The sequence below is a fragment of the Microbacterium sp. M4A5_1d genome (assembly GCF_053345465.1).
The window spans coordinates 1,463,889-1,476,720 of sequence record NZ_JBKFAD010000001.1; the positions used below are offsets into that span (position 1 = coordinate 1,463,889).

Here is a 12,832-nt window from a genome sequence, read left to right on the forward strand (position 1 = left end):
TCCCGCCATCCGCGGGACCAGCGATACACAGTCCCGTCACCATCGGGACAAGCGATACGAAACGAGAGAGTCATGAGCACCATCACCTTCCCCGACGGATTCCTCTGGGGCGGCGCGACCGCCGCGAACCAGCTCGAGGGCGCCTACGACGAAGGCGGCAAGGGCCTCTCGGTGCAGGACGTCATGCCCCGCGGCATCGTCGGCGCCCGCACCGACGCACCGACCCCCGACAACCTCAAGCTCGTCGGCATCGACTTCTACCACCGCTACGCCGAAGACATCGCCCTGTTCGCCAAGATGGGCTTCAAGACCTTCCGCTTCTCCATCGCGTGGAGCCGCATCTTCCCGAAGGGCGACGAGACCGAGCCGAACGAAGAGGGCCTCGCCTTCTACGACCGCGTGCTCGACGAGCTCGAGAAGCACGGCATCGAGCCGCTCGTCACGATCTCGCACTACGAGACGCCGCTCCACCTCGCCGAGACCTACGACGGATGGACCGACCGCCGGCTCATCGGCTTCTACGAGAACTACGCGCGCACCCTCTTCGAGCGCTACGGCGCACGGGTGAAGTACTGGCTGACCTTCAACGAGATCAACTCGCTCCTGCACGCCCCCTTCATGTCGGGGGGCATCAACACCCCGAAGGACGAGCTGACGGAGCAGCAGCTGTACCAGGCGATGCACCACGAGCTCGTGGCATCCGCCCGCGCGACGCGCATCGCGCGCGAGGTCGCCCCGAACGCGCAGATCGGCTGCATGGTGCTGTCGATGCCCGTGTACCCGCTCTCGCCCTCTCCCGCCGACGCACTCGAGGTCATGTCGTTCGATCACTCGAACCTCGTCTACGGCGACGTGCACACCCGCGGCGCCTACCCCGGGTACTTCCTGCGCACGCTCGCCGAGAAGGGCATCGAGCTCGACATCACCGACGAGGACCGCGACGACCTCACCAACACGGTCGACTTCGTGTCGTTCAGCTACTACATGTCGGTCGCCGCGACCGCCGACCCGGCGAAGAAGGTCACCGGCGAGGGCAACATCATGGGCGGCGTGCCGAACCCGACCCTCGAGGCGAGCGAGTGGGGCTGGCAGATCGATCCCGTCGGCCTGCGACTGGTGCTCAACCAGTTCTGGGATCGCTGGCAGAAGCCGCTGTTCATCGTCGAGAACGGCCTGGGCGCGAAGGACCAGCTCGTCGAGGTCGACGGCGTCAAGACGGTCGTCGACGACTACCGCATCGCCTACCTCAACGACCACCTCGTGCAGGTCGGCGAGGCGATCGCCGACGGCGTCGAGGTGCTCGGCTACACCTCGTGGGGCTGCATCGACCTCGTCAGCGCCTCGACCGCTCAGCTGAGCAAGCGGTACGGCTTCATCTACGTCGACCGCAACGACGACGGCTCGGGCACGCTCGAGCGCTTCGAGAAGAAGTCGTTCGGCTGGTACGCCGAAGTCATCCGCACCAACGGCGCCTCGCTGACCCGCTGAGACGCTGACCCGACCGGGCGCGGTCGCGGGGCCCTCCTTCTGGCCCGCGGCCGCGCCCTTCTCCGCATCCGAGAGGGGATCCGCATGACCTCGTCCGACTTCCGCCGCCGCGCCGTCTTCCTCGACGTCGACGGCACGCTTTTGCAGGACGGCACCCACCTGCCCGAATCCGCCGTCGCCGCCGTCCGCCGTGCCCGCGAGAACGGTCACCTCGTGCTGCTGAGCACCGGACGCGGCATGGCCGAGCTCCGCGGCCGCATCCTCGACATCGGCTTCGACGGTGCCGTCACCAACGGCGGCGCGTTCGCCGGGGTCGGCGACGAGCTGATCGTCTCGCGACTCATGACCGCCGCCGAGGTCGCGCGCCTCAGCGCCGCGTTCGAGGCCCGCGGCATCCACTGGTACTACCAGTCGTTCGACCGCATGTTCGCGAGCCCGGGACTGCCGGCTCTGCTCGCGGACCGTCTCGAGCGCGACCGCGCCCGCCACATCGAGGACGCGCGGGCCGCCGGGGCCGACCCGGAGGAGCTCGAGTTCTTCAGCGTCGGGATGAAGACCTTCGACGACGAGGTCCACTTCTCGGATGCCGAGGTCGCCAAGGCCGTCATCCTCGGGCACGACGCGGACGCGGTCGCCGACCTGCTCGCGGAGCTCGCCCCCGACTTCGCCGTCGTCTCGGGCACGATCCCCCTGCCCGAGGGCAGCTCGGGCGAAGTGGCGCCGCGCGGCGTGAACAAGGGCGCCGCGATCCTCGAGGTGCTCGCCCACCTGGGCGTCGACCCCGCCGACGCGATCGGCATCGGCGACAACTGGAACGACGCCGAGATGTTCGAGGTCTGCGGCACCGCGATCGCGATGGGCAACGCCGCGCCCGAGGTGCAGGCCCTCGCCGACGAGGTCACGACCGCGATCGACGACGACGGCATCCACAACGCCTTCGTCCGCCACGGCCTGCTGTGAGCCACCCGCATTACGCTGGAGGGGTGACGTCGGATTCTCGCATCATCTTCCTCGACGTCGACGGCACCATCCTCGCGCACGGCGAGACGATCGCCCCCTCGACGATCGCAGCGGTTCGCGCCGCCCGCGAACGCGGGCATCTCGTCTACCTGTGCACGGGACGCGCCGCCGGCGACATCAACCCCCGCGTGCTCGACATCGGCTTCGACGGCGCCATCTCCAACGGCGGGGCCCTCGCGGTCTCCGGCGACGAGACGGTGCTCGCCGAGCTGATGCCCCGCGCCGCCGTCGAGCGGGTCATGGCCTACTTCGACGAGCAGGGCACGAGGTACTTCATCCAGTCGCACGACGGGGTGTACGCGAGCGAGGGCGTGCGGTCCTTCATCGCCGAGTTCATCAGCGAACGCCGACGCCGCCACGCCGAGGACCTCTCGACCGTCGCCCTCGCCGAAGACGTCGTGGCCGCGCCGCGCTTCGCTCCCGTCGAAGAGGCCGATCTCGACCACATCGCGAAGGCGGTGTTCGTCAGTTCCGATCCCGACGCCGTCGAGAAGACCCAGCGCGCGCTCGGCGACGAGTTCCACGTCATCCCGGGCAGCATGCCCCTGCCCACCGGGGCGAACGGCGAGGTCGGGATGCGCGGCACGAACAAGGGAACCGGCATCCAGGCGATGCTGACGCACCTCGGCCGTGACGCCGCCGACGCCGTCGGAATCGGCGACAGCTGGAACGACGTCGAGATGTTCGAGGTCTGCGGCACCGCCATCGCGATGGCCGAGGCCGACCCCCAGCTGCAGCGCATCGCCGGCGAGGTCACCACCGGTGTCCTCGACGACGGCATCTGGAACGCCTTCGTCCGCCACGGCATCATCGACCCCGAGACGGCCGTCTGATGTCCCGCGAGGCCGGCGACCGCGACATCCGCCCCATCGACCCCGCTGACGCGGGCGAGGTGCTGACCCTGCAGCGCGCGGCATTCGTGTCCGAGGCCCTCATCTACGACGCCGCCGACATGCCGCCCCTCACGCAGACCCTCGATGAGCTCCGTGCGGAGCTGCAGGAGAACCTCGGCTGCGTCGCCGTCGACGACGGTCGCATCGTCGGAGCGGCGCGCGCCCGCCTCGACGGCGAGCTGCTGCTGATCGGCCGCATCGCGATCGCCCCCGACCAGCAGGGGTCCGGACTCGGCACGGCACTGCTCGCCGCTGTCGAGGCCCGCGGACGGGCGGCCGGAGCGCACGAGGCCGAGCTGTTCACCGGCTCGCTCAGCGAGGCCAACCTGCGCCTCTACGAACGCGAAGGCTACAGCGAGTCCGAGCGCGTGCCGCAGGGCGACGGCACCTTCCAGATCTTCCTGCGCAAGCCTCTCTGATCCCGACCCGTCAGTCGAGGAAGACGTCGGGGAACAGCTCGGCGTCGGGCGTTCCCGGGACGGCGGCGTAGCTCGAGAAGTCGGTCACGCCGGCGGCTTCGAGCACATCCTCGACGATGAGGGTCTGCCCCGTGTACTCGCGCGAGGGCTGGACGAGCACGTGGTAGGCGGCATCCGCGTAGATCTCCGGAGTGCGGCTCGCGGCCATCATGCGGTCGCCGCCGAGGGAGTACTTCACCGCCGCCGTCGCGATCGTCGTCCGCGGCCACAGGGTGTTGGCGGCGATGCCGTCGCCGGCGAACTCCGCGGCGACGCCGAGGGTCGCCATCGTCATGCCGTACTTCGCGAGGGTGTAGCCGGTGTGCGCGCCGAGCCACTTCGGCGAGAGGTTGAGCGGGGGCGACAGCGAGAGGATGTGCGGGTTCTCGGCCTCTCGCAGGATCGGGATGGCGGCCCGCGAGAGCAGGAACGTGCCGCGCACGTTGACCCCCTGCATGAGGTCGAAACGCTTCGTGGCGAGCTCCAGCGTGCCCGAGAGATCGATCGCCGATGCGTTGTTGACGACGATATCGATCCCGCCGAACTCGCCCTGCGTCTTCAGCACCGCCTCGGTGATCGAGTCCTCGTCGCGGACGTCGCCGACGATCGGCAGGGCCTGGCCGCCGGCCGCGACGATCTCGGCGGCGGCAGTGTGGACGGTGCCCTCGAGCTTCGGATGCGGCTGGTCGGTCTTGGCGAGCAAGGCTATGTTCGCACCGTCGCGCGCAGCGCGCAGCGCGATGGCCAGACCGATGCCGCGGCTCCCGCCCGACATCAGCAGCGTCTTGCCCGCCAGGGGCTTCGGGTCGGTCATGACTTCTCCTCGGGTCGGGTCCGGCGGGCGGATGCTGCGGCGAACGCGTCGATGCGGACACGCGCCTCGTCGCTGTCGAAACGCGCGCCGATCGTCCGCGCCTCGTCGTCGAGGTTCTGCGCGAAGGTGCGCCCGGCGCCCTCGCGCACGAGGCGCTTGGCCTGACCGAACGCGGTCGTCGCGCCGTGCAGCCACGATTCGGCGAGCGCCTGCGCGCGGGCGGCCGGGTCGTCGATGACCTCGGCGATCAGGCCCCAGTCGCGTGCGGTCGCGGCGTCGAGCGCCGTGTCGTCGAGCAGCAGCTGCAGCGCCCGGCGCTGGCCGATGGCGGCCGGCAGCAGAGTCGACACACCGAGATCGGGAGTGAGCCCGATGTTGGCATACTTGCTGACGAAGACCGCCGACGGCGACGCGACGATGTAGTCGGCGACCAGCATGATCCCGAGCCCTCCCCCAGCGACCGCGCCCTGGACCGCCGCGACGATCGGCACCGCCGCCTCGGTCAGCGAGGTGATGCCGTCGTGGATGACGCGGGCCGTCTCGGTGACCGCGGTGCCGCCCATGCCCGACGTAGACATCGACACGACGTCGCCGCCCGCGCAGAAGGCACGGCCCGCAGCATCCAGGATCACGGCCCCGATCGACGCGTCGGCCGCGACCTCGGCGGCGACCTCGCGCCAACGGGCGGCCATCTCGGCGTCGACCGCGTTGAGGGATGCCGGACGGTTCAGGGTGATGCGCGCGAGCGCGCCCTCGCGCCGCAGCAGAACGGTGTCGGATGCAGTGTCGGGTGCGATGTCGGATGCAGTGTCGGTCATCGTGGTGCCATTCTGATCGCGCCGTCGAGACGGATCGTCTCGCCGTTGAGGTAGTCGTTGTCGACGATGTGGGCGGCGAGCGCGGCGAACTCCTCCGGCGCCCCCAGCCGCTGCGGATACGGCACCTGCTCACCGAGCGAGCGCTGCGCAGCATCCGGCAGCCCCGCCATCATCGGCGTCTGCATGATCCCGGGGGCGATGGTGCAGACGCGGATGCCGTAGCGCGCGAGCTCGCGCGCGATCGGCAGGGTCATCGCGTGCACTCCCCCCTTCGATGCGGCGTAGGCGGGCTGGCCGATCTGGCCGTCGAAGGCGGCGACGGAGGCGGTGTTGACGATCACGCCGCGGGCTCCCGAGTCGGTCGGCTCGGTCCGCGCGATCGCCGCCGACGCCTGAGCGACGACGTTGTAGGTGCCGACGAGGTTGATGCGTATGATCCGCTCGAAGTCCGGGAGCGGCGTGGGCGCGCCCTCGCGGTCGAGCACCTTGGCGGGCGGTGCGATTCCGGCACAGTTGACGACGATCCGCAGCGGCGCGGCACGGCCGGCTGTCTCGACGGCATCGGTGACCTCGTCCGGGTCGGTGACGTCGGCGGGGGCGAACCGCCCGCCGAGCTCGGCGGCGACCTCCCGGCCGGGCGACCCCGGCAGGTCGACGATCGTGACGTGCGCACCGTCAGCGGCGAGGCGCCGCGCCGTGGCCGCGCCCAGTCCGCTGGCGCCGCCCGCGATGAGGGCGGAGACTCCCGCGATCTGCATGTGTTCTCCTTCGAACTCGCCCCTCCACCCTAGAACGCCCGCGGCCGGCTTCCCGCCGGTCGTCGCGCGTGCCGTCGACAGGCTGAGCTGCAGGGGCAGGATGGGGCTGTGACCCTGCTGCCGCCGGATGCGCCGATCCCGCCCGACATCGCCGCACGGCTGCGCCGGCTCACGGGCGACGCGAGCTCGACGCCGCTGTGGCGCAACGCGATCGGGGGCCTCACCTTCCGCACCGACGACGGCCGCGTCGTCAAGATCGGTCCGCGGAATCTCGAGACCTCGATGCACGACGAGTCGGAGCGCCTGCGATGGGCCGCACGATTCACACCGGTGCCCGAGGTCATCGAGACCGGTGAGGACGGCGACATCGAATGGCTCGTGACCCGCGCGCTGCCCGGCCGGTCGGCGGTCGATCCTCGCTGGATCGCGGAGCCCGCCGCCGCCGTCCGCGCCGTCGGGGAGGGCCTCCGCGCGCTCCACGACGCGCTGCCCGTCGTGGACTGCCCGTTCGACTGGAGCGTCGAGCACCGGCTGCGCACCGCAGCGGCCCGCGGCATCGCCGTCCCGACATCCCTCCACGAGGCGCCCGAGCCCGATCTCCTCGTCGTCTGCCACGGCGACGCCTGCTGCCCGAACACCCTCATCGACGACGGCGGACGGCGGCTCGCGCACGTCGACCTCGGCGCGCTCGGCGTCGCCGACCGCTGGGCCGACATCGCCGTCGCCTCGATGAGCACCGAGTGGAACTACGGTCCCGGCTGGGAAGACACGCTCATCGCGGCCTACGGTGTCGCCCCCGACCCCGAGCGACTGGCCTACTATCGGTCGCTGTGGAACGAGACCTGACCTGGCGGATCGTCGACGTCGCCTACGACGATGCCCGCGCCCGCGACCTGCGCCGCCAGCTCGACGACGACCTCGGCGCGCGTTACGACGGCTTCCACGGCGACGAGCCGGACGAGCGACGCCGCGCCCGCGCCCGTGCACTCGCGACGCACCCCGACGAGATCGTCGCGACGCTGATCGCCCTCGCCGCCGAAGCCGGCGCCGACGAGGCCCCCGCGGGGCACGTCATCCTGCGCCGGCTCGGCGACGAGTGGGAGATCAAGCGCCTCATCGTGGCACCGGGCTTCCGAGGGCTCGGCATCGCCCGCGGACTCATGTCGGCCGCGCTCGAGGCCGCCCGCGCGGACGGCGCGGAGCGCGTGATCCTGCAGACCGGACTCCAGCAGCCCGAGTCCATGGCGCTCTACGCGTCGATGGGCTTCAGCCGCATCCCCGTCTACGAGCCCTATGTCGAGACGATGCCGCGCTCGGTCTGCTTCGCCCTCTCCCTCTGACCTCAGCGGACGTCGTCGTCGACCCAGTCCATCGACTTCGTCACGGCCTTCTTCCACAGCCGCAGCTGGCGCTCGCGCTCCTCGACGTCGTCGTTCGGCGTCCAGCGCTTGTCTTCCTGCCAGTTGGCCCGCAGCTCGTCGAGGTCGCTCCAGAAGCCGACCGCGAGGCCGGCTGCGTAGGCGGCACCGAGCGCCGTCGTCTCGGCGACGACCGGCCGCACGACGGGAACGCCCAGGATGTCGGCCTGGAACTGCATCAGCGTGTCGTTGGCGATCATGCCGCCGTCGACCTTCAGCTCGGCCAGGTCGACCCCGGAGTCGGCGTTGACGGCATCCAGCACCTCGCGGGTCTGGAAGGCCGTGGCCTCGAGCGCTGCGCGGGAGAGGTGGCCGCGGTTGGCGTAGCGCGTGAGCCCGACGATCGCGCCGCGGGCATCCGGCCGCCAGTACGGTGCGTACAGACCCGAGAAGGCGGGGACGAAGTACACGCCGCCGTTGTCTTCGACCGAGAGCGCGAGCTGCTCGACCTCGGGAGCGGTCGAGATGATCCCGAGCTGGTCGCGCAGCCACTGGATGAGCGACCCGGTGACGGCGATCGAGCCCTCGAGCGCGTAGTGGGTCGGCCCGTCGCCCAGCTTGTAGCCGACCGTCGTGAGCAGACCGTTCTCGGACTTCACGATCTCGGTGCCGGTCTGGAAGATCAGGAAGTTGCCGGTGCCGTAAGTGTTCTTGCTCTCACCGGCGTCGAAGGCCGCCTGGCCGAAGGTCGCGGCCTGCTGGTCGCCGAGGATGCCGGCCACCGGCGTCTCGCGCAGCAGAGACGTGTCGCGCGCCTCGCCGTAGACCTCGCTGGACGAGCGGATCTCGGGCATCATCGAGCGCGGCACACCGAAGTCGGCGAGGATGTCGTCCCGCCATTCGAGGGTCTCGAGGTCCATGAAGAGCGTGCGCGACGCGTTCGTGACGTCGGTGGCGTGGATGCCGCCCGTCGGGCCTCCGGTGAGGTTCCACAGCACCCACGTGTCAGTCGTGCCGAAGATGAGATCGCCGGCCTCCGCCTTCTCGCGTGCACCCTCGACGTTCTCGAGGATCCAGACGATCTTCGTGCCCGAGAAGTACGTCGCCAGCGGCAGTCCGACGATGTCCTTGTATCGCTCGACGCCCTCGTCGCCCGCCAGCCGGTTGACGATCGACTGCGTGCGGGTGTCCTGCCACACGATGGCGTTGTAGACGGGGATGCCGGTGTTCTTGTCCCACACGACGGCGGTCTCGCGCTGATTGGTGATGCCGATCGCGGCGATGTCGTGACGGGTCAGGTTCGCCCGGCCGAGCGCGATGCCGATGACCTCGCGCATGTTGTCGCGGATCTCGATCGGGTCGTGCTCGACCCAGCCGGCCCGGGGCATGATCTGCTCATGCTCCTTCTGCCCGACGGAGATGATCGACCCCTTCTTGTCGAAGATGATGGCGCGGCTCGAGGTCGTGCCCTGGTCGAGGGCGATGATGTAGTCGGTCATGATGTGACGTCCTTGTCTGTCAGCGTTGTCGGTTCGGGGGTGGACGGATCAGGCGAAGCCGAGCAGGGCGCCGGCAGCGAGTGCCGCGAGCGTACCGCCGATGAGGGGTCCCACGACGGGAACCCACGCGTACGACCAGTCGCTCGAGCCCTTGCCCTTGATGGGGAGCACGGCGTGAGCGATGCGGGGTCCGAGGTCGCGGGCCGGGTTGATCGCGTAGCCCGTCGGTCCGCCGAGCGAGGCGCCGATGCCGACCACGAGGAGGGCGACCGGGACGGCGGTCAGGGGTCCGAGCGAGCCCGGGGTGCCGATCTCGATGTCGCCGTAGTCGGCGAAGCCGAAGATCACGAACACGAGCACGAAGGTCGCGATGATCTCGGTCACGAGGTTCCAGCCGTAGGCGCGGATGCCGGGGCCGGTCGAGAACACCCCGAGCTTGTTGGCCGGGTCGGGCTCGGCGTCGAAGTGGTCGTGGTAGGCCAGCCAGCAGAGCACGGCGCCGAGGAAGGCGCCGACGAACTGGGCGGCGATCGCGACGAGGAACTGGACGAACTCGATCTTCCCGCCCACCAGGAGCCCGATCGACACGGCGGGGTTCAGCTGCGCGCCGGAGTACGACGACACGAGCACACCGGCGAAGACCGCGAGGCCCCAGCCCCAGTTGATCATCAGCGTCCCGCCGCCGAGACCCTTCGACTTGGCGAGGATGACGTTGGCGACCACGCCACCGCCGAGCAGGAGCAGCATCGCTGTTCCCACGAGCTCTGACACGAAGTAGAGCCCGAGATTGATGTCGTGCATGTCAGCGTCGACCTTTCTGCAGAATCATCGCGGGCGACGTCGCCGCGCGAGAGGGTGACCCGAGGGTGATCCGGCGTCGGGCCTCGCCGGGTCTGCGAGCGTCAGGCGTCGAGCGGCGCCAGGTGCGAGGTCCGCACGTCGATGCGGTGCGCCTCCTCGAGGGCCTGCGCCGCCTCCTCGACCTGGGCGCGCACGGCGTCATCGTCCCAGTCCAGCGCCGACGCAGCCGCCTCGGCGACCTCGGAGAGCGTCTCCATCGAGACGCCGCCGACGAACGCGATCGACGTGCGACGCAGCAGCAGGTCCATCAGCGACACGACCTCCTCGCGCTCCGCGAGGAAGGCGATCTCCTCGACCGAGTAGCCGGGCGCGTGCGCGAGCTCCTGCTGAGCGACAGGGAGGGCAGCGAGCACCTCCTGGGCGTAGGTGCCGTAGCGCTCCAGCATCCGATCGGCGAACTCCGCCGAGTGCGCACCGCGATGGGCGTCGATCCAGCGACGGCGCTGCGCGACGCTGCGGGGGTACCCGGCACCGCCGCCGATCGCGAGGTCGGTGGTGGCGACCCGGCGCGGACGCCGCATCAGACCGAGCACGTCGGTGGCGAGGTGCTCGGCGAGCGCCCGGAACGTCGTCCACTTGCCGCCGACGAGGCTCAGGACGGGCACATCGCCCAGACGGTCCTTCTCGATGCGGTAGTCGCGCGAGACGAAGCCCGGGGCGAGGTCGTCGTGCCGCGGGAGGGGACGGATGCCGGAGAAGGTGTAGACGATCTGCGATCGATCGACCGAGATGTCGGGGAAGACCTGCCCGATCAGATCGAAGAAGTAGTCGATCTCGTCGTCGGTGCAGACCGTCGCGCTCGCGGGGTCGGCGTCGATGTCGGTCGTGCCGACCATGACCCGGCCCTTGAGCGGGTAGATGAGGACGATGCGGCCGTCCGCGGCCTCGAAGAAGATCTCGTTGCCGCCCGTGGCCTCCAGCAGCGACGTGTTGTCGAGGACGATGTGCGAGCCCTTCGTGCCACCCATGAAGCGCGTCGGGGTGCCGAGTGCGGTGTTGGTCAGGTCGGTCCAGGGTCCGCTCGTGTTCACGATGACGTCCGCCGAGAAGGGGAACTCCTCGCCGGCGACGGCGTCGCGGATGATGACCGACGATCCGTCGGCACCGACCACCGGGGCGTAGTTCGCGGCCCGAGCGGAGTCCTCGCGCGCTCCGTCGCGCAACACGTCCAGCGCGAGGCGCTCGGGGTCGTGCATCGAGGCGTCGTAATACGTTGCGGTGTACCGGAAACGCTCGTCGAGTTCGGGGAACTGCGTCCGCGAGCTGCGGCGGCCGCGGAACCGGTGACGAGGCACCGATCCGCCGTCGCGCGAGAAGGTGTCGTACATGATCAGACCGACCTTGATCAGCAGAGCGCCGCGCTCGCGGGGCTTGCCGCGGCCGTGCGTCACGAGCAGCCGGAACGGGGCCGCGAGGATGCCCGAGAAGGTGCGGTGGATCGGGATCGTCGTCGGCAGCGGCTTGACGAAGTGGGGGGCGTTGCGCACGAGGCGGTTGCGCTCGGTCACCGACTCTTTCACGAGGCGGAACTCGCCGTTCTCGAGGTAGCGCACGCCGCCGTGGATCATGTGGCTCGATGCCGACGAGGCGCCGCTGACGTAGTCGCCGCGCTCGACGAGGGCGACGTCGACGCCCTGGAGCGCGAGATCGCGGAACGTCGCGATGCCGTTGATACCGCCGCCGATCACGAGGACCTCGGCATGGGGGCGCTCACGCAGGGCTCGGATGTTCGCTCGGGTGGTCGGCGTCGACTCGGTCATACATGCATCCTTTTCCACGGCTGTCCCGATCTACACTGGGGTCCACCGCACGGATGCGCAACGGTCGTGCACAGATGTGCACCGGCGCCGCGGCTATGCACGAACGTGCAGAACGGACGACGATGAGCGCGGATGCCGAAGCCGAAGCCCGGACGCGCGACGCATTGCGCGCCGCGCAGCTCTACTACGTGCAGGACCGGACCATGGATCAGATCGCGGCCGAGATGAGCCTGTCGCGGTCATCGGTGTCGCGTCTGCTCTCGCACGCCCGCGACATCGGTCTCGTGGAGATCACGGTTCACTCCCCGCACGAGGCGAACTCGGTGGTGGCACGGCGGCTCTCCGAGCGCTTCGGCATCTCGGTGCACGTCGTGAGCACACCGCCGCGCACGAATGACGCCGAACGGCTCGAGCGCACCGCACGGACGGCGGCCCACGTCCTGTCGTCGACGCTCGATCCCGACGCCAGCATAGGCATCGCCTGGGGAGCCACGGTGTCGGCGATCGCCCGCCACCTGCCGACGAAACGGCTGCACGACTCGCAGATCGTGCAGATGAACGGTGCGGCGAACGAGTCGACGTCGGGCATCTCGTACTCCGGCGCGATCCTCGAGCGGTTCGGGCAGGCGTTCGGCACCGACGTCCAGCAGTTCCCCGTGCCGGCGCTGTTCGACGACCCGCTGACCAAACAGCTGCTGTGGCGCGAGCGGTCGATCCGGCGCGTCCTCGACGCGCAGTCGCGCGTGCAGGTGTTCGTCTTCGGGCTCGGCTCCCCGCACGCCGACGTCCCGTCCCATGTGTACGCGGGCGGCTACCTCACCGGCGAGGACCTGCGCTCGCTTCTCCGCGACGGCGTCGTCGGCGACTGCGCGACGGTGTTCTACCGCATCGACGGCTCGGCGACCGGCATCGAGCTCAACGCCCGCTCGAGCGGACCCTCGCTCGAAGCGATCCGGCGCATCCCCCGCCGCCTGTGCGCGGTCTCGAGTTTGACCAAGCTCGACGCGCTGCGCGGGGCTCTCGCCGCCGGGCTGATCACCGAGCTCGTCGTCGAGGAGGCGCTGGCCCGGCGCTTGGCGGAGACGACGGTCGGGAGCCTCTGAGA

13 protein-coding genes are annotated in these 12,832 nt (G+C 70.1%); 7 read left to right on the plus strand and 6 right to left on the minus strand.

Features of this window, described 5'->3' with window-relative positions; all coding sequences use genetic code 11:
• Positions 1–72: 72 nt before the first annotated feature.
• From ACLBWJ_RS07015 to ACLBWJ_RS07030, 4 genes are all read left to right on the plus strand, one after another.
• Positions 73–1,488 carry a glycoside hydrolase family 1 protein gene (locus tag ACLBWJ_RS07015; RefSeq protein WP_274178272.1) on the plus strand — a complete coding sequence of 472 codons (1,416 nt, stop codon included), beginning with the start codon at positions 73–75 and terminating at the stop codon, positions 1,486–1,488.
• A gap of 84 nt (positions 1,489–1,572) precedes the next feature.
• Positions 1,573–2,448, plus strand: coding sequence for a Cof-type HAD-IIB family hydrolase (locus ACLBWJ_RS07020; RefSeq protein WP_274178271.1), 876 nt, complete (start codon positions 1,573–1,575; stop codon positions 2,446–2,448).
• 23 nt (positions 2,449–2,471) lie between these two features.
• Positions 2,472–3,341 (plus strand): Cof-type HAD-IIB family hydrolase, encoded by an 870-nt coding sequence (locus tag ACLBWJ_RS07025; RefSeq protein ID WP_274178270.1) that lies wholly within the window; start codon positions 2,472–2,474, stop codon positions 3,339–3,341.
• Positions 3,341–3,820 carry a GNAT family N-acetyltransferase gene (locus tag ACLBWJ_RS07030; protein ID WP_274178269.1) on the plus strand — a complete coding sequence of 160 codons (480 nt, stop codon included), beginning with the start codon at positions 3,341–3,343 and terminating at the stop codon, positions 3,818–3,820. Before ACLBWJ_RS07025 ends, ACLBWJ_RS07030 begins: the two co-directional genes overlap by 1 nt.
• A gap of 10 nt (positions 3,821–3,830) precedes the next feature.
• Here the strand turns inward: ACLBWJ_RS07030 and ACLBWJ_RS07035 are convergent, their stop codons facing one another.
• The 3 genes from ACLBWJ_RS07035 to ACLBWJ_RS07045 are packed head-to-tail and all read right to left on the minus strand — an operon-like array spanning position 3,831 to position 6,249.
• A complete protein-coding gene (locus ACLBWJ_RS07035) occupies positions 3,831–4,673 on the minus strand; it encodes an SDR family oxidoreductase (protein WP_269267089.1) in 843 nt (280 codons plus the stop codon).
• Positions 4,670–5,491, minus strand: coding sequence for an enoyl-CoA hydratase/isomerase family protein (locus ACLBWJ_RS07040; protein WP_274178268.1), 822 nt, complete (start codon positions 5,489–5,491; stop codon positions 4,670–4,672). Before ACLBWJ_RS07040 ends, ACLBWJ_RS07035 begins: the two co-directional genes overlap by 4 nt.
• The gene (locus tag ACLBWJ_RS07045) at positions 5,488–6,249 is read right to left on the minus strand and encodes an SDR family NAD(P)-dependent oxidoreductase (protein WP_447659971.1); all 762 of its coding nucleotides are present in this window, start codon (positions 6,247–6,249) and stop codon (positions 5,488–5,490) included. Before ACLBWJ_RS07045 ends, ACLBWJ_RS07040 begins: the two co-directional genes overlap by 4 nt.
• 108 nt (positions 6,250–6,357) lie before the next feature.
• Between ACLBWJ_RS07045 and ACLBWJ_RS07050 the strand changes: the two genes are divergently transcribed.
• Complete coding sequence (locus ACLBWJ_RS07050) at positions 6,358–7,095, plus strand: phosphotransferase (protein WP_447659973.1); 738 nt, start codon at positions 6,358–6,360, stop codon at positions 7,093–7,095.
• Positions 7,080–7,589: a GNAT family N-acetyltransferase gene (locus ACLBWJ_RS07055; protein WP_240309802.1), complete on the plus strand. Its 510-nt coding sequence runs from the start codon at positions 7,080–7,082 to the stop codon at positions 7,587–7,589. Before ACLBWJ_RS07050 ends, ACLBWJ_RS07055 begins: the two co-directional genes overlap by 16 nt.
• 2 nt (positions 7,590–7,591) lie before the next feature.
• Here ACLBWJ_RS07055 and glpK read toward each other — a convergent pair whose 3' ends face one another.
• From glpK to ACLBWJ_RS07070, 3 genes are all read right to left on the minus strand, one after another.
• Positions 7,592–9,106, minus strand: a complete 1,515-nt coding sequence (gene glpK / locus ACLBWJ_RS07060; protein ID WP_112616195.1) for a glycerol kinase GlpK — start codon at positions 9,104–9,106, stop codon at positions 7,592–7,594.
• A gap of 48 nt (positions 9,107–9,154) precedes the next feature.
• Positions 9,155–9,907 carry an MIP/aquaporin family protein gene (locus tag ACLBWJ_RS07065; RefSeq protein WP_274178264.1) on the minus strand — a complete coding sequence of 251 codons (753 nt, stop codon included), beginning with the start codon at positions 9,905–9,907 and terminating at the stop codon, positions 9,155–9,157.
• Between the two features lie 101 nt (positions 9,908–10,008).
• Complete coding sequence (locus tag ACLBWJ_RS07070; RefSeq protein ID WP_274178263.1) at positions 10,009–11,727, minus strand: glycerol-3-phosphate dehydrogenase/oxidase; 1,719 nt, start codon at positions 11,725–11,727, stop codon at positions 10,009–10,011.
• A gap of 122 nt (positions 11,728–11,849) precedes the next feature.
• Between ACLBWJ_RS07070 and ACLBWJ_RS07075 the strand changes: the two genes are divergently transcribed.
• On the plus strand, positions 11,850–12,830 hold the full coding sequence (locus tag ACLBWJ_RS07075; protein WP_112616956.1) for a sugar-binding transcriptional regulator: 981 nt from the start codon (positions 11,850–11,852) through the stop codon (positions 12,828–12,830).
• Positions 12,831–12,832 lie beyond the last annotated feature (2 nt).

What these genes read in the sequence shown, in the direction of transcription:
- ACLBWJ_RS07075 (WP_112616956.1), top strand. Translation starts at nt 11,850, where the DNA reads ATGAGCGCGGATGCCGAAGCCGAAGCCCGGACGCGCGACGCATTGCGC.
- ACLBWJ_RS07020 (WP_274178271.1), top strand. Translation starts at nt 1,573, where the DNA reads ATGACCTCGTCCGACTTCCGCCGCCGCGCCGTCTTCCTCGACGTCGAC.
- ACLBWJ_RS07040 (WP_274178268.1), bottom strand. Translation starts at nt 5,491, where the DNA reads ATGACCGACACTGCATCCGACATCGCACCCGACACTGCATCCGACACC.
- ACLBWJ_RS07045 (WP_447659971.1), bottom strand. Translation starts at nt 6,249, where the DNA reads ATGCAGATCGCGGGAGTCTCCGCCCTCATCGCGGGCGGCGCCAGCGGA.
- ACLBWJ_RS07035 (WP_269267089.1), bottom strand. Translation starts at nt 4,673, where the DNA reads ATGACCGACCCGAAGCCCCTGGCGGGCAAGACGCTGCTGATGTCGGGC.
- ACLBWJ_RS07070 (WP_274178263.1), bottom strand. Translation starts at nt 11,727, where the DNA reads ATGACCGAGTCGACGCCGACCACCCGAGCGAACATCCGAGCCCTGCGT.
- ACLBWJ_RS07015 (WP_274178272.1), top strand. Translation starts at nt 73, where the DNA reads ATGAGCACCATCACCTTCCCCGACGGATTCCTCTGGGGCGGCGCGACC.
- ACLBWJ_RS07065 (WP_274178264.1), bottom strand. Translation starts at nt 9,907, where the DNA reads ATGCACGACATCAATCTCGGGCTCTACTTCGTGTCAGAGCTCGTGGGA.
- glpK (WP_112616195.1), bottom strand. Translation starts at nt 9,106, where the DNA reads ATGACCGACTACATCATCGCCCTCGACCAGGGCACGACCTCGAGCCGC.
- ACLBWJ_RS07030 (WP_274178269.1), top strand. Translation starts at nt 3,341, where the DNA reads ATGTCCCGCGAGGCCGGCGACCGCGACATCCGCCCCATCGACCCCGCT.